The sequence below is a fragment of the Kitasatospora sp. NPDC056138 genome (genome assembly GCF_042264695.1).
Taxonomy (GTDB): Bacteria; Actinomycetota; Actinomycetes; order Streptomycetales; family Streptomycetaceae; genus Kitasatospora.
In genome coordinates, this window is the sequence record NZ_JBHJVK010000058.1 from 16,207 (window position 1) to 34,096 (window position 17,890).

A 17,890-nucleotide genomic window follows, 5' to 3' on the forward strand; every position below is an offset into this window, starting at 1 on the left:
GACCGGCTCGGGTGTCACGGTTACTCGTCCTCGTCGTCGCGCTCGGCGCCCGGCACCCGGTAGGGGTCCGCGTCCCCGGCGTACGTCGCTCCGGCGGCGGCCGTCCGGACGGCGGCGTCGGAGAGCCGCGCCTTGTCCAGCAGGTCGTCGATGTTCCGGGCGTTGTCCGGCAGGGCGTCCGCGACGAAGGTCAGCGACGGGGTGAAGCGCACCCCGGTCTGCTTGCCGACCTCGGAACGGAGCACGCCCTTGGCGCTCTCCAGCGCTGCGGCCGTCGCCTCGCGCTCGGTCTCGTCGCCGTAGACCGTGTAGAAGACGGTGGCCTCGCGCAGGTCTCCGGTGACCCGGGTGTCCGTGATGGTCACGTAGCCAAGGCGGGGGTCCTTGATCCGTCGTTGCAGGGTCTCGGCCACAACCACCTGAATGCGGTCGGCGAGCTTGCGCGCCCTTGCGGTGTCGGTCACGTTGCCTCCTCGTACGGTGGGCTCGGTACCCGGGTCAGTGCTCCACCCGGCGGGGCCCACGCCCCAACGTACCTGCCCGCGCCCAGCCTTGTGGGCGCTGTCGGTCCTCGCCGGTGTGACGGTGGTGACTTCCGCACCGCCGCACCCGGCTTCTCAGTCATCGTCGTCATGGTGGTAGCGCCTCCTGGCGGAGAGCAGCTGCACCTCGGGGCGGCCGGCGACGAGCCGCTCACAGCTGTCCAGGACCTCGGTGACGTACCCGGCCTCGCCGGCCACCACCGCCAGACCGATCTCGGCCCTGCGGTGCAGATCCTGGTTCCCGGTTTCCGCTGCGCACACGCTGTACTTGCGCTGCAGCTCGGCCACGATGGGCCGCACGATCGAGCGCTTCTCCTTGAGCGAGTGGACGTCGCCGAGGAGCAGGTCGAAGGTGAGTGTTCCCACGAACATGTAAGGCAGGTCTCGCCGACCTGAAGGCCTCGTAGGTCCCCTGAACAGGGGCGTACCAGGACCCTACACAGCGAGACCGGGGCCGGTCGACGGGATAATCATCCCGCGGACCGGCCCCGGCAGCCGACGCTTAGGCGCGCGGCTTCTCGCGCATCTCGTAGGTCTCGATGATGTCCTCGACCTTGATGTCGTTGAACGACCCCAGGGTCACACCGGCCTCGAAGCCCTCGCGGACCTCGGTCGCGTCGTCCTTGAAGCGGCGCAGACCCTCGATGGTGAGGTTCTCCGACACGACCTTGCCGTCGCGGATGAGGCGGGCCTTGGCGTTGCGGCGCAGCAGGCCCTCGCGGACCAGGACACCGGCGATGTTGCCGAACTTGGAGGAACGGAACACCTCGCGGATCTCCGCGGAGCCGAGGCGCACCTCCTCGTACTCCGGCTTGAGCAGACCCTTGAGGGCCGACTCGATCTCCTCGATCGCCTGGTAGATGACCGAGTAGTACCGGACGTCCACGCCTTCCTTCTCGGCCGCGGTGCGCGCACGGCCTTCCGCGCGCACGTTGAAGCCGATGATGATGGCGTCCGAGCCCATCGCCAGGTCCACGTCGGACTCGGTGATGGCACCCACACCGCGGTGCAGGACCCGGAGCTCGACCTCCTCGCCGACGTCCAGCTTGACCAGGGCGTCCTCAAGGGCCTCGACCGAACCGGAGACGTCACCCTTGATGATGAGGTTGAGCTGCTCGATGGAGCCGGCCGCGATGGCCTTGTCCAGGTCCTCCAGCGAGATCCGGACCCGACGCTGCGCGAACGCGGCGTTGCGGTCACGGGCCGAACGCTTCTCGGCGATCTGGCGGGCGGTGCGGTCCTCCTCGACGACGATGAAGCTGTCGCCGGCGCGGGGCACCGAGGTCAGACCGAGCAGCAGCACCGGACGGGACGGGCCAGCCTCTTCGAGGTGGTTGCCGTTCTCGTCCAGCATGGCGCGGACGCGACCGTAGGCGTCGCCGACCACGATCGAGTCACCGACGCGGAGGGTACCGCGCTGGACCAGGACGGTCGCCATGGCGCCGCGGCCCTTGTCCAGGTGGGCCTCGATCGCAATACCCTGCGCGTCCTGCTCCGGGTTGGCCCGCAGGTCGAGCGAGGCGTCGGCGGTCAGCACGACCGCCTCCAGCAGCTGGTCGATGTGCAGACCCTGGCGCGCGGAGATGTCGACGAACATGGTGTCGCCGCCGTACTCCTCGGCCACCAGACCGAACTCGGTCAGCTGACCGCGGACCTTGGTCGGGTCGGCGCCCTCGACGTCGATCTTGTTGACCGCGACCACGATCGGCACACCGGCGGCCTTGGCGTGGTTCAACGCCTCGACCGTCTGCGGCATGACACCGTCGTTGGCCGCGACCACCAGGATCGCGATGTCGGTGGACTTGGCACCACGGGCACGCATGGCGGAGAACGCCTCGTGACCCGGGGTGTCGAGGAAGGTGATCGGACGCTCTTCGCCGTTCACCATGGTGGCGACCTGGTAGGCACCGATGTGCTGGGTGATGCCACCGGCCTCGCCGGCCACCACGTTGGACTTGCGGATGGCGTCCAGCAGGCGGGTCTTACCGTGGTCGACGTGACCCATGACGGTGACGACCGGCGGGCGCGGGGCCAGCATGTCCTCGTCGCCCTCGTTGGCACCGAAGTCGATGTCGAACGACTCCAGCAGCTCGCGGTCCTCGTCGTCCCGGCTGACGATCTCCAGGACGAAGCCCATCTCGCCGGCCAGCAGCTCGAGGGTCGCGTCGGAGACCGACTGGGTCGCGGTGACCATCTCACCGAGGTTGAACATCACCGAGACGAGCGCGGCCGGGTTGGCGTTGATCTTCTCCGCGAAGTCCATCAGCGAGGCACCGCGCGACAGGCGGACCGTCTGGCCGTTGCCGCGGGGCAGCATCACACCGCCGACGGACGGGGCCTGCATGGCCTCGTACTCCTGGCGCTTCGCCCGCTTCGACTTGCGGCCACGCGCCGGGCGACCGCCCGGACCGCGACCGAAGGCACCCTGCGTGCCACCACGGGCACCCGGACCACCCGGACGGCCGCCGAAGCCACCCGGACGCGGGCCGAAGCCGCCGCCGCCACCCGGGGCACCGCCACCGGGACGGGGGCCGCCGAAGCCGCCACCGGCCGGACGCGAGCCCGGACCGGCCGGACGGCCGGCGAAGCCCGGACGGGCACCGCCGCCACCGGGACCACCCGGACGGCCACCGGGGCCACCCGGACCACGGCCACCCGGGCCGGGACGCGGGCCCGGACCGGCCGGACGCTGCGGCATCATGCCCGGGTTCGGGCGCGGCATGCCGGACGGGGACGGGGCACCCGGACGCGGGCCGGCCGGACGGGGCATCCCGTCGGGACGCGGTGCACCGGCACCCGGACCACCGGGACGCGGCGCGCCACCGGGACCGGCGGCGGGACGCGGACGGTCGCCACCGGGACGGGGACGCTCGCCCTGGCCGGGAGCACCGGCACCCGGACGCGGACGGTCGCCACCGGGACGGGGACGCTCGCCCTGGCCGGGAGCACCGGCACCCGGACGCGGACGGTCGCCACCCGGGCGCGGACGCTCGCCCTGGCCGGGAGCACCGGCACCCGGACGCGGACGGTCACCCTGGCCACCGCCGGGACGGCGGTCGCCGGGACGGGCCATGCCGGTGGCACCACCCGAGGTGAAGGGGTTGTTGCCCGGGCGCGGGCCAGCCGGACGCGGGCCCGGACGGGCACCCGAGGACGGGGCGGCAGCGGCCGGACGCGGCGCCGGAGCAGCCGGACGGGCCGGGGCCTCACCGGCGGGAGCCGGGGAGGAGAACTCGGCCGCCGGGGCGGCCGGAGCCGGCGCGGCGGGACGCGCGGCCGGGCGCGGGCCCGGGGTCGCAGCGGCCGGCTTGGGCGCGGCGGGGGCAGCCGGGGCAGCAGGCGCCGCCGCGGCCGGGGTGGGACGGGGGCCCGGGGTCGCCGTGGGGCGCGGGCCAGGGGTGGGGGCACCAGGCTTGGGTGCTGCCGCGCCGGTGGCACCGGCGGGCTGGGGCGCCGCGGGCTTGCGCGGGCCAGGCTTTGCAGCGGAACCACCAGCAGGCGGCGTCGCTCCCAAAGCGTCAGTCAACTTACGAACGACCGGCGCCTCAATCGTCGAGGACGCCGAACGGACGAACTCACCGAGCTCGGTGAGCTTGGCCATGACGGCCTTGCTCTCCAAGCCAAGCTCCTTGGCGAGTTCGTATACCCGGACCTTAGCCACTTCGCTCCTGTCTACGTGTCCGGGGTCGTGTCCGCCGGACTGTCGCTACTTCATGGGCGTACTCATCGCGTACTCATCGAGTGCTCATCGCAATCTCGACCTACTTCCATCTCGCGAGGTACCTGACGTGTCGCGCAGTGCACCTGGGTGCCATGCGCTGTGCATTGCTGTGGTGCTTCGCCGCGCCTGAGAACTCAGGGCGCCGAGGTCTCGCCTACCCGCTCACCGACGTACTCGCGCAGCGCGTCGGTGTCGAGCACACCCTGGAGCCGGAAGGCCCTGGGAAACGCCCGTCGACGTACCGCGAGGTCGAGGCAGGCCGACTCGGGGTGCAGATGCGCACCCCGCCCCGGCAGTGCGCCGCGCGGATCGGGGACACAGACGCCCTCGACCGCCACGACACGCAACAGCTCGTGTTTGGCCGCGCGCTTGCGGCAGCCCACGCAGGTGCGTTCCGGGCATGCGCGGACATGCGTCCGGCCAGACACGCTCAAGTCTACCCCTCCGAAGGGACATGGCGCCGCCCCGCCGATCACAGCGGGACGGCGGATACGTTTACTGCTCGGTCGGGGATTCCCCGGCCGGCGCCTCGGTGTCCGGTCGGATGTCGATCCGCCAGCCGGTCAGACGGGCCGCGAGGCGGGCGTTCTGGCCCTCCTTGCCGATCGCCAGCGACAGCTGGTAGTCGGGGACGATCACCCGGGCGGAGCGCTGGGCGTAGTCCACGATCTCCACCTTCGTCACCCGGGCGGGGGACAGGGCGGAGGCGACCATGTCGGCCGGGTCCTCCGACCAGTCGACGATGTCGATCTTCTCGCCGTGCAGCTCGCCCATCACGTTGCGCACCCGGCTGCCCATCGGGCCGATGCAGGCGCCCTTGGCGTTCAGGCCCGGCTTGCGGGACCAGACCGCGATCTTGGTCCGGTGGCCGGCCTCACGGGCGATCGCGGCGATCTCGACGCTGCCGTCGGCGATCTCCGGGACCTCCAGCGCGAAGAGCTTCTTCACCAGGCTGGGGTGGGTCCGCGAGAGCGTCACCGAGGCACCGCGCACGCCGCGGCGGACGGCCACCACGTAGCACTTCAGCCGGGTGCCGTGCTTGTAGTCCTCACCCGGGACCTGCTCCTGCGGCGGGAGGATGGCCTCCAGCTTGCCGATGTCGACCAGGATGTTCTTCGGGTCGTTGCCCTGCTGGACGACACCGGTGACGATGTCGCCCTCCTTGCCCAGGTACTCGCCGAAGGTCTGGTCGTCCGCGGCGTCGCGCAGACGCTGCAGGATGACCTGCTTGGCGGTCGAGGCGGCGATCCGGCCGAAGCCGCTCGGGGTGTCGTCGAACTCCTTCGGCTCGACACCCTCCTCCAGCTCCGCCGGGTCCTCCAGGGCCCACACGGTGACGTGCCCGGTCTTGCGGTTCAGCTCGACCCGGGCCCGACGGCGGGAGCCCTCGGTCCGGTGGTAGGCAATGAGGAGGGCCGACTCGATCGACTCGACCAGCAGGTCGAACGGAACGCCCTTCTCGGTAACCAGCCCACGCAGGGCGCTCATGTCGATGTCCACGGCTACGCCTCCTCTTCTCTCATCACGTACATGGTTCAGCCTGCTCGTCAGTCGTCGGAGGCGTCGTCGGCGTCGTCCGCCGCGAAGTCCTCGGCCTCGTCCAGGAGCTTCTCGTCTTCCTTGCGGTTGAACTCGACCTGGACCCGGGCCTTGGCGACCTCGGTGTACTCCAGACGGCGCTCCTTGGCCCGGCCGCGGCCCTTGACCGGCTGCACCTCGACCAGCGCGCCGTCCTCGTCGGCCGTCAGGACCCGGGCGACGATCTCGCCGCCGTCCGCCAGCGTGGCCTTGACCAGCCGGCCCTCGGCCCGGCGCCAGTGGCGCGGCGCGGTGAGCGGGCGCTCCGCACCCGGCGAGCCGACCTCCAGCAGGTACGGGGCGTCGCCCATCACGTCGGAGTCGTCCAGCGCCTGGCCGACCAGACGGCTGAACTCGGCAATCGCGTCGAGGTCCACACCGCCGTCGGCGTCCACGTCGATCTGCACCTGACGGCGGCTGCCCGCCTGGGTGACCTTGACGTCCTCAAGGTCCAGTCCGGCGTCGGCGGCCAGCGGTTCGAGCAGCGTGCGCAGCCGGTCAGTGGGGGTGGTGCTCATCCGGGTGACTCCTCGGCCGCGTCTGCTGTTGTCGGTTGGTGCTTAAGTCAACGCGAAGCCTATCCGGTCAACCCCAAAACCGCCGATTCCGCCGGGCGGCACGACTCCCGGGTGCACCCTGTTGCCGGGCGCCCGCCCGTCCGGGCTGCGAGGAACATCACATTGACGTAGCGGCCGCGACCACGGCTGACGGCCGTGGTGACTCTGTAATGATTCACGACAGCGGGGGGCGCGCCGTCTCCCATGCCCCCATCCCCTGACCCTGCGGGAGCGCGACGATGCTGTCCCCCACCCGGCGGACCCTCCTGGGCCTCGGCGCACTCACCGGTGCCCTGGTCCTCTCCGGTTGCACGGGTGGTGGCGGCGGCGACAACGGCACCCGTGCGGACCGGCCCGATCCCGACCTGCCGCTGCGGGCCCGCGCGGTGGCCACCACCGACACCCTGCTCGCCGACTACGACGCCGTCCTGGGCGGACCCGGCGCCGCACAGGCGGACCGGCTGCGCACCTTCCGGGCCGACCTGGCCGTCCACCGCGCGGCCCTGGCCACCGGCCTCCCGTCCGCCGGCGCGAGCACCCCGCCGACCCCGCCGCGCGCGGGCGGCTCGCCCGGCGCCCGGCCGACCGGCAGCGCGGTGAACTCGGTGGCCGCGCTCGCCGCCGCCGAACGGCAGGCCGCCGGTGCCAGGCTCGCCGACCTGGACGCCGCCTCACCCGCCCTCGCCAGGCTGCTGGCCTCGGTCTCGGCCTCGGACGCCCTGCACGCGGCCGCACTCGGCGACACCGGCCAGATCACCGTCCCCGCACCCGCCCCGGCGCCCTCGGGCGGCACCGCCTCGCTCGCCCCGTCCGCCTCGTCCAGCCCGTCGGCCCCGTCGACCTCCGGCAGCCCGGCTCCGTTGCCGAGCGCCGCCACCGCCGGGCTGCAGAGCGCCCTGGCCGCCGAACACGCCGCCGTCTACGGCTACGGCGTGGTCGGGGCCTGGCTCACCGCCGGCGCCCAGCGCCAGGACGGCTACACCTCGTACGCCGCCCACCAGGCCCGGCGCGACGACTGGCAGCGGCTGCTCGGCTCCGGCGGCGCGACCCCCACCGCCGCCGCACCCGGCTACCGCCTGCCCTTCCAGGTCACCGACGCCGCCACCGCCGGCCGGCTCGCCGCCCACATCGAGACCCAGCTCACCGGCGTGTACGCCGGCCTCGTCGCCGTCACCACGGGACCGCTGCGCGGCACCGCCGCGACCAGCCTGCGCGAGACCGCCCTGCGCGCCGCCCACTGGGGCGCCGACCTCTCCGCGCTGCCCGGCCTGCCCGAGCCCGGCACCGGGCCGAGCGCGAGCGGGTAGTGCGCGGCCGGCCGTACTCCCCGCAGGTTCCCCGGGAGCCGCACAGGCGCGCGCGGCCAGCCGAGCGCCACCCCGACGGTCGGCCCGTCTGTGTGCCTGACCAGCGGTTTCGCTCCGATGGCCGACAATGGGCGAGCAGTGTCCCAGGGTGAAGTACCGGAGCGAGAGGCCCCAGCATGTCGCCAGTACCAGGGCAGTTCACCGTCCCAGAGCGCCTGGCGGCGACCGTCCGGGCCACCGGCGGTGCAGCGGGCACGGCCTGGCTGGCCGCCCTCCCGGAGACCCTCCGCGAGCACCTCGCCCGCTGGGACCTCACCCTGGAGCGGATCGGGGAGCCCGGCGGGCAGTTCAGCCTGATCGCCTACGTGCGCCGCCCCGACGACTCGCTCGCCGTCCTCAAGGCCCAGCCCGTCACCCCTGCCACGGCGTACGAGCACGCGGCGCTGAGGCACTGGGCCGGGCGCAGCGCCGTCCTGCTGCTGGACGCCGACCCGGCCACCGGGGTGCTGCTGCTGGAGCGGCTGCACGGCGACATCCCGCTCCGCTCGCTCGCCGAGGCCAAGGCGATGCTGGAGGCCGCGGGTCTGCTCCAGCGGCTGTGGGTGGCGCCGGCCGAGGGGCACCCGTTCGCCTCGGTCGCCGACCGGGTCGGGGAGAGTGCGGTCGAACTGCGCCGTCGCCGGGAGCTGCCCGAGGCCGCCGAGACCCGGCCGCTGGTCGACGAGGCCCTGGAGACGGCCGCCGGGCTGCTCGCCGGTGAGCCCGAACGCGTGCTGCTGCACGGTGACTTCCACCACGGCAACGTGCTGGCCGCCGACCGGGCGCCCTGGCTGGCGGTCAACCCCGAGCCGCTGGTGGGCGAACGCGCCTTCGACCTCGCCTGGCTGGCCCAGGACCGGATGGACACCCTGGCCGGCTCCCCCGGCCCGCGTGCCGCGACCCGCCGCCGCCTGCACCAGCTCGCCGACGCGGTCGAGGTGGAGCACGAACGGCTGCGCGGCTGGACCCTCTTCCGCACCGTCGCGGCCGGACTGCGCAGCCTGGAGTCGGGCGACACCGCGAGCGCGGAGCTCTACCTGGAGTTCGCCGCCTGGCTCTGACCCCTCGTCAGCAGCGGCAGCGGTGCGCCCATCACCGCGTACGGGCGGACGGTGTTCGGGAAGAGCACCTGCCGGGCCAGGTCCTGGTAACCGAGTGAGCGGTAGAGCCGCCGGGCGGGGGTCTCGGCGTCGATCGCCGAGAGAATGCTGCGCGGCAGTCCGGAGCGTTCGCACAGGGTGCGGATCAGTGAGCTGCCGATGCCGCGGCCCTGGAACTCGGGCAGGACGTGCAGCTCGGTCACGGCGAACACGCCGTCCAGCCAGTGCTCGTGCCCGCCCGCGGCCAGGTAGGGCTCGATCACCGTGCTCCACCAGTGCTCGCGCAGGTTGGGCATGCCGTAGCCGAAGCCGACCAGCCGGCCACCGCTGAGCGCGCCCAGGGCGATCACCCCGGGCTGCTGGGCGTGCCGCGCGACGATCTGCAGCCGGACCGCCACCTCCTCGGGCCGCAGCCCGAAGGCGACCGCCTGCACGTCCAGTGCGTACGGCGCCCAGGCCGCCAGGTCGATGGCCTCGATCGCCACCTCGGTCAACTGCTCCATGACCGGGACGTTACTACTACAAGCCGCACGCGGTGGCCTGCTCAGGACAGGTCGTCCGGTCAGAACAGCACGCTCATGAAGGCGCCGACCTCGCGGAAGCCGACCCGGTGGTAGGCCGCCCTGGCCCGGACGTTGTAGTCGTTGACGTACAGCGAGACCACGGGTGCGACCTCGCGCAGCGCGAAGTCCAGGACGGCTGCCATGCCCGACTCGGAGAGCCGCTGCCCACGGTGCCCGGGTGCCACCCAGACGCCCTGGATCTGGCAGGCGCCGGCGGTGACGGCGCCGATCTCGGCCTTGAAGAGCACCTCGCCGTCCTCCGAGAAGCGGGCGAACGACCGCCCGGAGGAGACCAGTTCGGCAACCCGGGCCTGGTAGAGCAGACCGCCGTCGCCGGCCAGCGGCGAGATGCCGACCTCTTCGGTGAACATCGCCACGCAGGCGGGCATCAGCGCCTCGATCTCGTTCTTCCCGACCCGGCGGACCAGCGGGTCGGGCACCACCTCGGCGGCGGGCTCGGTGGTGGCGAGCAGCGGCTGGTGGGCGCGGACCTCACGCGGCGTTCCCCAGCTGCGCTCCAGCAACGCCCAGAGGGCGGCGGTGGGTTCGGCGGGGCCGACGATCGAGGAGCAGCGGCGGCCCTGCCTGCGGGCCCGTTCGGCGAAGGCGCGGACCGCGTCGGGCCCCGCGTTGACCAGGACCAGGTTGGCCCCGGCGTAGCAGAGCGCCCCGAGCCGGCCGTCCTGGTCGAACCAGCCCCACATCTCGCCGCCGAGCCGCCAGGGGTCGAGTCCGACGGCCTCGACCCGGGTGGCGACGAAGGCGTTGGCGACCGGGTCGCGGTGCAGGATCTCCAGGGCGGCGTCGAGGTCCGCGGTGTCCAGGATCCGGGTGGTGGCAAGGGCGCGGGCAACCTGGAAGGGCCCGGGAAGCATCACACCACGATCGAGCACAGCCACCTCACCAATCGAACTTGCCCGGCCCGGTCCGGCCGGTCCCGTCGCCGCGAGCGAGGGTGCACCGCCCGGGACGTCGGACTCCGGGCACCCTACTCCGGCGGCCCCCGGAAGCACGCCGCGGGGCCGTCCGTGGACGGACGACCCCGCATCAGCGCGCCGAGGTCACTCGCCGGCGACCACGGTGGGGCTGCCGGCCGCGACGCCCTCCTGCTGCATCTGCTCGGCCAGCTTCAGGGCCTCCTCGATCAGCGTCTCGACGATCTTCGACTCGGGGACGGTCTTGATGACCTCGCCCTTCACGAAGATCTGGCCCTTGCCGTTGCCGGAGGCGACCCCGAGGTCGGCCTCGCGGGCCTCACCGGGGCCGTTGACGACGCAGCCCATGACGGCGACGCGCAGCGGCACCTCCATGCCCTCCAGCCCGGCGGTGACCTCCTCGGCCAGCTTGTAGACGTCCACCTGGGCGCGGCCGCAGGACGGGCAGGAGACGATCTCCAGGCCGCGCTCGCGCAGACCCAGCGACTCCAGGATCTGGGTGCCGACCTTGATCTCCTCGGCCGGCGGCGCGGAGAGCGAGACCCGGATGGTGTCGCCGATGCCCTCGGCCAGCAGCGCGCCGAAGGCGACGGCCGACTTGATGGTGCCCTGGAAGGCCGGTCCGGCCTCGGTCACACCGAGGTGCAGCGGGTAGTCGCAGGCGGCGGCCAGCTGGCGGTAGGCGTTGATCATCACGACCGGGTCGTTGTGCTTGACCGAGATCTTGATGTCGCGGAAGTCGTGCTCCTCGAAGAGCGAGCACTCCCAGAGCGCGGACTCGACCAGCGCCTCGGGGGTGGCCCGGCCGTACTTCTCCATCAGTCGCTTGTCCAGCGAACCGGCGTTGACGCCGATCCGGATCGGGACGCCGGCGTCCTTGGCGGCCTTGGCGATCTCGCCGACCTTGTCGTCGAAGGCCTTGATGTTGCCCGGGTTGACCCGCACCGCGGCGCAGCCGGCGTCGATCGCCGCGAAGACGTACTTCGGCTGGAAGTGGATGTCGGCGATCACCGGGATCTGCGACTTCTTGGCGATGATCGGCAGCGCGTCCGCGTCGTCCTGCGAGGGCACCGCGACCCGGACGATCTGGCAGCCCGAGGCGGTGAGCTGCGCGATCTGCTGCAGCGTCGCGTTGATGTCGGAGGTGACGGTGGTGGTCATCGACTGCACCGAGACCGGGGCGTCGCCACCGACCGGCACGTTGCCCACCATGATCTGCCGGGAGTACCGGCGCTTGGCGAGCGGCTTGAGCGGCAGGGACGGAATACCGAGCGAGATCGCGGTCATGTGCGCAGGGTTCCCAAGGGGTGGAGGTGTGGGTCGGCCGACCGTGCATGTGGCCGGGCCGGGTGTGCGGACAAGCGCACACCCGGCCACCCACGGTACGCCACGGCCCGTGCCCCGGGCACATTCGGCCGGTCGGGCGGGGCTAGTTGAGCTTGACGGGGTTGACGAGGTCGGCCACCGCCACCAGCGCCGTGAAGCAGATGAAGATGCCCGCCACCACGTACGCCACCGGCATCAGCTTGGCCACGTCGAACGGGCCCGGGTCGGGGCGGCGGAACACTCCGGCGACCCGGCGGCGCAGCGACTCCCACAGCGCCCCGGCGATGTGGCCGCCGTCCAGCGGGAGCAGCGGCAGCATGTTGAACAGGAAGAGCGAGAGGTTGATCCCGGCCAGCAGCTGGACCATGAAGGTCAGTTGCTGGGTGGGCGGGATGTCCATCGCGAAGACGTCGCCGCCGAGCCGGGCGGCGCCGACCATGCCCATCGGGGAGTCCGCCGGGCGCGGGTCGTGGCCCACTATGGCGTGCCACAGGCCGGGGATCTTTCCGGGCAGTTCGACCAGCGAGGAGATGCCGTGCCTGGCCATCGTGGTCATCTGGTCGACGCTCTGGCCCAGGCTCAGGTGCACCACGCCGGTGGCCGGTGAGAAGCCGAGGAAACCGGCCTGGACGGGGGCGCCCTTGACCGGGTTTCCGTCCTGGTCGACAGGGTTGACCGTGTTGCTGGTGATGGTGGCGGTGAGCGGGACCTGCTCGCCCCCCCGCTCGACCAGGATGCTCACGGTCTGCCCCGGCGACTTGCGGATGTCGGCCTGGAGCTGCCGGTAGGTGCTGATCCGGTCGCCGTTGAAGGCGAGCACGGTGTCGCCCGGCTTGAGGCCGGCCGCGTTCGCCGGGGACTTCGGGGCGTCCTTGGGGCAGGTGTCGGTGGCCGCCCCGGACGGGACGACGCACTCGCTGACGGTGCTGATGGTCGGCACGGGTGTCTGGAGGCCGATGCCCATGAACCAGCCGAGGTACAGCACGACCGAGAGGATCAGGTTCATGAACGGGCCGGCGAACATCACGATCACCCGCTGCCAGGGCTTGCGGGTGTAGAACAGCCGGTCCTCGTCGCCGGGCTGGAGCTCCTCGTAGGAGGCCTCCCGGGCGTCCTCGATCATCGAGCGCCAGGGCGAGCTGCTGCGTTGGGTTATCCGCCCGTCCGGTCCCGGCGGAAACATCCCGATCATCCGGATGTACCCGCCGAGCGGGATCGCCTTGATGCCGTACTCGGTCTCGCCCTTGCGGCGCGACCAGATGGTGCGCCCGAACCCGACCATGTACTGCGGCACCCGGATCCGGAAGAGCTTGGCCGTGGAGAGGTGGCCGAGCTCGTGCCAGGCGATCGAGAAGAGCAGCCCGACCAGGAAAAGCAGGATGCCGAGCACCCTCATCGCTGTTGTCACTGCTCGTCCTCCGTCATGCCGCTCCGCCCGCCGTACGCCGTGTCAGCCTGCCGCCAGCTCGGTGGCCCGGGCGCGGGCCCAGTCCTCCGCGTGGAGGACGTCCTCGACCGTGAGCGAAGTTCCCGCGGCGGGGGTGCCGTGCTCGGCGACCACCTTGGCCACGGTGTCCACGATCGCGGTGAACGCGAGGCGACCGTTCAGGAAGGCCTCGACGCACTCCTCGTTGGCGGCGTTGAAGACGGCCGGAGCCGTCCCGCCGAGCGTACCCACCTCGCGTGCGAGCTCCACCGCGGGGAACGCCTCGTTGTCCAGCGGGAAGAACTCCCAGGTGGCGGCCTTGGTCCAGTCGCACCCCGGAGCGGCGTCCGGCACCCGGTCCGGCCAGCCGAGGCCCAGCGAGATCGGCATCCGCATGTCCGGCGGGCTGGCCTGGGCGAGCGTTGAGCCGTCCGTGAACTCCACCATCGAGTGCACGATGGACTGCGGATGGACCACGACCTCGATCCGGTCGAACGGGACGTCGTACAGCAGGTGGGCCTCGATCACCTCGAGGCCCTTGTTGACCAGGGTGGCCGAGTTGATGGTGATCACCGGCCCCATCGCCCAGGTCGGGTGGGCCAGCGCGTCCTTCGGCGTGACGGTGGCGAGCTGCTCGCGGGTCCGGCCCCGGAACGGGCCGCCGCTCGCGGTGACCACCAGCTTGCGCACCTCGGCCCGGCTGCCGCCGGCCAGCGCCTGGAAGATCGCGGTGTGCTCGGAGTCCACCGGCACGATCTGGCCCGGCCTGGCCAGCGCCTTGACCAGCGGACCGCCGACGATCAGCGACTCCTTGTTGGCCAGCACCAGCACCCGCCCGGCCCGCAGCGCGGCCAGGGTGGGGCGCAGACCGATCGACCCGGTGATCCCGTTCAGCACCGAGTGGCACTCGACGGCGGCGACCTCGGTGGCCGCGTCGGGCCCGGCCAGGATCTGCGGCAGCGGGCGGCCCGCCGCCTTGGCGGCCAGCGCCTCGCGCAGCGCGGACACGGCGTCCTCACGGGCGACGGCCACGGTGTGCACACCGAGCCGGAGCGCCTGCTCGGCGAGCAGCTCCACCCGCCCGCCGGCCGCCGAGAGGGCGACCACCCTGAACCGGTCGGGGTTGCGCAGCACCACGTCGATGGCCTGGGTGCCGATCGACCCGGTGGAACCGAGGATCACCAGCTCCCGGGGACCGGCGGGGTCCTTCTGGGCGGGCGTGAAGTGCAGCTGCGGGTGGGCGAGCGAGTTCATGCGCTCCATTGTGGCCTCTCGGCCGCCGTGCTCACCCCCCGCCCGTCGGGTCCCGGCTGCCCGGGGAGCGCCGGCAGCCCGTCACCACGGTGTGGTGACGGGCTGCCGGCGGGCGACTCAGAGGTCCAGGCCGGTGAGGACCATGACCTTCTCGTAGGTGAAGTCGTCCATCGCGTACTTGACGCCCTCACGGCCGACGCCGGAGTCCTTCACACCGCCGTACGGCATCTGGTCGGCACGGAAGGAGGGCGCGTCGCCGATGACCACGCCGCCGACCTCCAGCTCGCGCTGGGCCCGGAAGGCGTTCTGCAGGTCACGGGTGAAGACACCCGCCTGGAGACCGAACGCGGAGTCGTTGACGGCCGCGAAGGCCTCGTCCACGCCGTCCACCTTGTGCAGCGAGAGCACCGGGCCGAAGACCTCGGCACGGGCCAGGATCGCGTCCTCGGGCAGCTCGGCCAGCACGGTCGGGGCGTAGGTCGCACCCTCGCGGGTACCGCCGGTGAGGACCTTGGCGCCCTTGGCGACGGCGTCCTCGACCCAGGACTCGACACGCTTGGCGGCGTTCTCGTCCACCAGCGGGCCGACGTCGACGGCGTCGTCCTTCGGGTCACCGGTGACCTGCGCCTGGACCTTGGCGACGACCTTCTCCACCAGCGCGTCGTAGACCGAGGCGTCGGCGATCACGCGCTGCACCGAGATGCAGGACTGGCCGCCCTGGTAGTTGGAGAACATCGCGATCCGGGTGGCCGCCCAGTCCAGGTCGGCCTCGGAGGACCAGTCGGCGAGGACGACCGCGGCCGCGTTGCCGCCGAGCTCCAGGGTGACGTGCTTGCGCGGCACCGAGTCCATGATCTGGTAGCCGACCTTGTCGGAACCGGTGAACGAGATGACCGGCAGGCGCTTGTCCTGGACCAGCGCGGGCATCTTCTCGTTCGCCACCGGCAGCACGCTCCAGGAGCCCGCCGGCAGGTCGGTCTCGGCCAGGATCTCACCCAGCACCAGAGCGGAGAGCGGGGTGGCCGGGGCCGGCTTGAGGATGATCGGGGCGCCGACGGCGATCGCCGGGGCGACCTTGTGGGCGACCAGGTTCAGCGGGAAGTTGAACGGGGCGATGCCCAGCACCACACCGCGCGGGAAGCGGCGGATCAGCGCGAAACGGCCCACGCCGCCCGGGTCGGTGTCCAGCCGCATGGTCTCGCCGTTGGTGCGGCGGGCCTCCTCGGCGGCCCAGCGGAACACCGAGACGGCACGGCCGACCTCGCCACGGGCCCACTTGATCGGCTTGCCGTTCTCGGCGGTGATCAGCTGGGCGATCTCCTCGGTGCGCTCGGCCAGGCGCTTGGACACGTGGTCCAGAGCGGCGGCACGTACGTGCGCCGGGGTCGCGGCGAAGACCGGCAGGGCGGCAGCGGCGGCGGCGACCGCCTCCTCGACCTGCGCGTCGGTGGGGACGCTGACCTTGCCGACCAGGCTGCCGTCGAACGAATGCCGGACCTCGAAGTCCCCGTCGCCGGTCGCCCGGCGGCCGGCCAGCCAGAACTCATGGGTGGTGGTCACAGTCGTACCGGCCCTTTCCTCGTCATGCTCCGCTCCACGGCCATGGAGCCAGAACCCCAACGGTAGGGGCACGGCCGGTCAAACCGGATTGGACGCGGCGTAGAGATCGACCCGAACGCCAGTACACGATGGCGAAGCGCCCCGGGAATACGGGGCCGCGCGGAACGGAGTGCGACCGAGGTCACCCGCGCCCGGCACCTCGGCGGCAGCCCGCTCGCCCCGCTCACCCCGGTTACGGCGGTGCGGGCCGCCCGGGGGCTACTCCTCGCCCGCCCGCAGCGCCAGCCAGAGCTCCATCCGGACGTCGGTGTCGTCCAGCGAACGGCCGAGCAGCTCCTCGACCCGGCGCATCCGGTACCGCAGGGTATGCCGGTGCACGCCGAGGTCGGCTGCGGCCGCGTCCCACTGGCCGTGCCGGGAGAGCCAGGCGCGCAGCGAGGCGACCAGGTCGCCACGGGCCGTGCGGTCGTGATCGCGCAGCGGCCGCAGCAGGCCCTCCGCGAAGGCCGTGACCGCCTCCTCGCCCAGCAGCGGCAGCAGCGACCCCGCACCGACCTCCTCGTGGTCCACCGCACGGCGGCCACCGCGCAGCGCCACCGCCAGCGCCCGTTCCGCCTGGGCGAAGGCCGTACCGGCCTCCTCCAGACTGGTCGGCGCCGAGACACCGAGCGCCAGGCCCTCGTGCTCCTCCACCGCGCCCAGGCACGCCCGGTGCGCCGCGCCGTTGTCCAGCGCCAGCACGGTCAGCCTGGCACCGTGCGGACCTTCGTCGCGGGAGACCAGCAGCCGCTCTCCGACCCGGCCGCCGGCCTGCTCGGCCCGGTCGCCCAGCTCGCTCAGCGCCTCGGCGGCCTCCGCCCCCGCGGCGGCGCCGGCCACCAGCACCCTGGCCGTCCCCTCCGGCAGACCGCCGAAGAGGCCCGCCGCGACCTGCCGCGCGGTGCCGACCTCGCCCGCCAGCACCATGCCGAGCAGCGCCGCGCCCATCCGCTCCTCCGCCTGCCGCAGCTCGCGCGAGCGCTCCAGGGTGAGGGTGAGCAGCGCGACGGCCGCATTGAGCACGTACCGCTCGGTCGGGGTGATCCGGTCCTCGGTGCCGACCGCCAGGAAGCCCCGGGCCCGGCGGTCCGCGCCCAGCGACTGGACCACCACGTAGTCCTCGTCCGCGGTGTCGATCCCCGGCGAGCGGCCCTGCAGCGCCGCACTGGACGGGGCCGGTCTACGGCGCAGCCGGTCCACCTCGGCCGCCAGTCGGCCCGCCCGGCGGGCCGCCCAGTCCGGCGCCACGGCGGACAGCGCGCCCGAACCGTCGTACAGCGCGGCCCAACCGCCGAGGCGGGCGGCCAGCCTGCGCACCACGGCGGTGGTGCCGTCCTTGCCCAGTGCGGCCCGGGTCAGCTCCTCCTGGGCCTCGAAACTGGTGGTCACCGCTTCGTACTGCTCGGCGGCGAGCGCGGCCGAGACGGTCTTGCTGATCGCGATGAACGGCGTCGCCTCCGGGACCCTCAGCAGCGGCAGACCGCGCTGCGCCGCCGCCTCCACCAGCGCCTGCGGCACCTCGGTGTGCGAGAGGCCGACCCCCAGGCCCAGACCCACCACACCCGCGTCGGCCAGCCGGTGCACGTACGCCTGCAGCTGCGAGGCGGCCTTGCCGAGCTTGATGCCGGTGGTGAGCAGCAGCTCACCGCCTTCGAGGAACGGCGTGGGGTCGTCCAGCTCACTGGTGTGCACCCAGCGGACCGGCCGTTCCAGGTGGTCCGCGCCGGCCAGGACCGTCAGGTGGAGCGAGGTGGTGCGGACGACGGAGGCGAGTGTGGGGGGCATGCCAACCTTCGGTGATTTCGACCTGGGCGCGCCATTGCGATCAGGCGAGGGGGAATCTGCCTCCATTATGTACGCCCCGGACAAGCCGCAAGGCCGAATCCACCGCAGCGGAGTCAGCCTGGGACGCCCACGGAACCGCCTCCCCGGACCGTCGGCCC

The 17,890-nt window shown here is 72.7% G+C and carries 15 protein-coding genes; 2 read left to right on the plus strand and 13 right to left on the minus strand.

The genetic code is table 11. The features are described 5' to 3' along the window. Positions 1 to 20: 20 nt before the first annotated feature. The 6 genes from rbfA to rimP all read right to left on the minus strand — a co-directional run bounded on the left by rbfA (position 21) and on the right by rimP (position 6,359). Positions 21 to 464, minus strand: a complete 444-nt coding sequence (gene rbfA / locus ACFC1R_RS28725) for a 30S ribosome-binding factor RbfA (protein ID WP_375943453.1) — start codon at positions 462 to 464, stop codon at positions 21 to 23. Positions 465 to 617: 153 nt separating this feature from the next. After that, complete coding sequence (locus ACFC1R_RS28730) at positions 618 to 914, minus strand: DUF503 domain-containing protein (protein ID WP_375943455.1); 297 nt, start codon at positions 912 to 914, stop codon at positions 618 to 620. Between the two features lie 130 nt (positions 915 to 1,044). Further along, a complete protein-coding gene (gene infB, locus ACFC1R_RS28735) occupies positions 1,045 to 4,203 on the minus strand; it encodes a translation initiation factor IF-2 (protein ID WP_375943457.1) in 3,159 nt (1,052 codons plus the stop codon). Between the two features lie 194 nt (positions 4,204 to 4,397). After that, on the minus strand, positions 4,398 to 4,691 hold the full coding sequence (locus tag ACFC1R_RS28740) for a YlxR family protein (protein WP_375943459.1): 294 nt from the start codon (positions 4,689 to 4,691) through the stop codon (positions 4,398 to 4,400). Between the two features lie 67 nt (positions 4,692 to 4,758). Then, positions 4,759 to 5,763, minus strand: coding sequence for a transcription termination factor NusA (nusA, locus tag ACFC1R_RS28745; protein WP_375943461.1), 1,005 nt, complete (start codon positions 5,761 to 5,763; stop codon positions 4,759 to 4,761). 47 nt (positions 5,764 to 5,810) lie between these two features. Further along, positions 5,811 to 6,359, minus strand: a complete 549-nt coding sequence (rimP, locus tag ACFC1R_RS28750; protein WP_375943463.1) for a ribosome maturation factor RimP — start codon at positions 6,357 to 6,359, stop codon at positions 5,811 to 5,813. A gap of 278 nt (positions 6,360 to 6,637) precedes the next feature. On the opposite strand from rimP, the gene ACFC1R_RS28755 reads away from it, so the two are divergent. Both ACFC1R_RS28755 and ACFC1R_RS28760 read left to right on the plus strand, forming a co-directional pair. Then, positions 6,638 to 7,705, plus strand: coding sequence for a DUF4439 domain-containing protein (locus tag ACFC1R_RS28755; protein ID WP_375943465.1), 1,068 nt, complete (start codon positions 6,638 to 6,640; stop codon positions 7,703 to 7,705). 176 nt (positions 7,706 to 7,881) lie between these two features. Continuing rightward, the gene (locus tag ACFC1R_RS28760; protein ID WP_375943467.1) at positions 7,882 to 8,805 is read left to right on the plus strand and encodes an aminoglycoside phosphotransferase family protein; all 924 of its coding nucleotides are present in this window, start codon (positions 7,882 to 7,884) and stop codon (positions 8,803 to 8,805) included. Here ACFC1R_RS28760 and ACFC1R_RS28765 read toward each other — a convergent pair. The 7 genes from ACFC1R_RS28765 to ACFC1R_RS28795 form a co-directional block, all read right to left on the minus strand. Beyond that, positions 8,778 to 9,347, minus strand: coding sequence for a GNAT family N-acetyltransferase (locus tag ACFC1R_RS28765; protein ID WP_375943469.1), 570 nt, complete (start codon positions 9,345 to 9,347; stop codon positions 8,778 to 8,780). The two genes, ACFC1R_RS28760 and ACFC1R_RS28765, sit on opposite strands and share 28 nt — an antisense overlap. Before the next feature lie 59 nt (positions 9,348 to 9,406). Then, positions 9,407 to 10,282, minus strand: a complete 876-nt coding sequence (locus ACFC1R_RS28770; protein ID WP_375943507.1) for a GNAT family N-acetyltransferase — start codon at positions 10,280 to 10,282, stop codon at positions 9,407 to 9,409. A 186-nt stretch (positions 10,283 to 10,468) separates the two neighbouring features. Beyond that, the gene (gene ispG / locus ACFC1R_RS28775) at positions 10,469 to 11,629 is read right to left on the minus strand and encodes a flavodoxin-dependent (E)-4-hydroxy-3-methylbut-2-enyl-diphosphate synthase (RefSeq protein WP_375943471.1); all 1,161 of its coding nucleotides are present in this window, start codon (positions 11,627 to 11,629) and stop codon (positions 10,469 to 10,471) included. Between the two features lie 142 nt (positions 11,630 to 11,771). Next, the gene (locus tag ACFC1R_RS28780; RefSeq protein ID WP_375943472.1) at positions 11,772 to 13,076 is read right to left on the minus strand and encodes an RIP metalloprotease; all 1,305 of its coding nucleotides are present in this window, start codon (positions 13,074 to 13,076) and stop codon (positions 11,772 to 11,774) included. A 42-nt stretch (positions 13,077 to 13,118) separates the two neighbouring features. After that, on the minus strand, positions 13,119 to 14,348 hold the full coding sequence (gene dxr, locus ACFC1R_RS28785) for a 1-deoxy-D-xylulose-5-phosphate reductoisomerase (protein ID WP_375943474.1): 1,230 nt from the start codon (positions 14,346 to 14,348) through the stop codon (positions 13,119 to 13,121). A 117-nt stretch (positions 14,349 to 14,465) separates the two neighbouring features. Beyond that, complete coding sequence (locus tag ACFC1R_RS28790) at positions 14,466 to 15,908, minus strand: aldehyde dehydrogenase family protein (protein ID WP_045303363.1); 1,443 nt, start codon at positions 15,906 to 15,908, stop codon at positions 14,466 to 14,468. A 258-nt stretch (positions 15,909 to 16,166) separates the two neighbouring features. After that, positions 16,167 to 17,732 carry a PucR family transcriptional regulator gene (locus tag ACFC1R_RS28795; RefSeq protein ID WP_375943477.1) on the minus strand — a complete coding sequence of 522 codons (1,566 nt, stop codon included), beginning with the start codon at positions 17,730 to 17,732 and terminating at the stop codon, positions 16,167 to 16,169. Positions 17,733 to 17,890 lie beyond the last annotated feature (158 nt).

What these genes read in the sequence shown, in the direction of transcription:
- ACFC1R_RS28730 (WP_375943455.1), bottom strand. Translation starts at nt 914, where the DNA reads ATGTTCGTGGGAACACTCACCTTCGACCTGCTCCTCGGCGACGTCCAC.
- rimP (WP_375943463.1), bottom strand. Translation starts at nt 6,359, where the DNA reads ATGAGCACCACCCCCACTGACCGGCTGCGCACGCTGCTCGAACCGCTG.
- ACFC1R_RS28755 (WP_375943465.1), top strand. Translation starts at nt 6,638, where the DNA reads ATGCTGTCCCCCACCCGGCGGACCCTCCTGGGCCTCGGCGCACTCACC.
- ACFC1R_RS28760 (WP_375943467.1), top strand. Translation starts at nt 7,882, where the DNA reads ATGTCGCCAGTACCAGGGCAGTTCACCGTCCCAGAGCGCCTGGCGGCG.
- ACFC1R_RS28765 (WP_375943469.1), bottom strand. Translation starts at nt 9,347, where the DNA reads ATGGAGCAGTTGACCGAGGTGGCGATCGAGGCCATCGACCTGGCGGCC.
- ACFC1R_RS28770 (WP_375943507.1), bottom strand. Translation starts at nt 10,282, where the DNA reads ATGCTTCCCGGGCCCTTCCAGGTTGCCCGCGCCCTTGCCACCACCCGG.
- ispG (WP_375943471.1), bottom strand. Translation starts at nt 11,629, where the DNA reads ATGACCGCGATCTCGCTCGGTATTCCGTCCCTGCCGCTCAAGCCGCTC.
- dxr (WP_375943474.1), bottom strand. Translation starts at nt 14,348, where the DNA reads ATGAACTCGCTCGCCCACCCGCAGCTGCACTTCACGCCCGCCCAGAAG.
- ACFC1R_RS28795 (WP_375943477.1), bottom strand. Translation starts at nt 17,732, where the DNA reads ATGCCCCCCACACTCGCCTCCGTCGTCCGCACCACCTCGCTCCACCTG.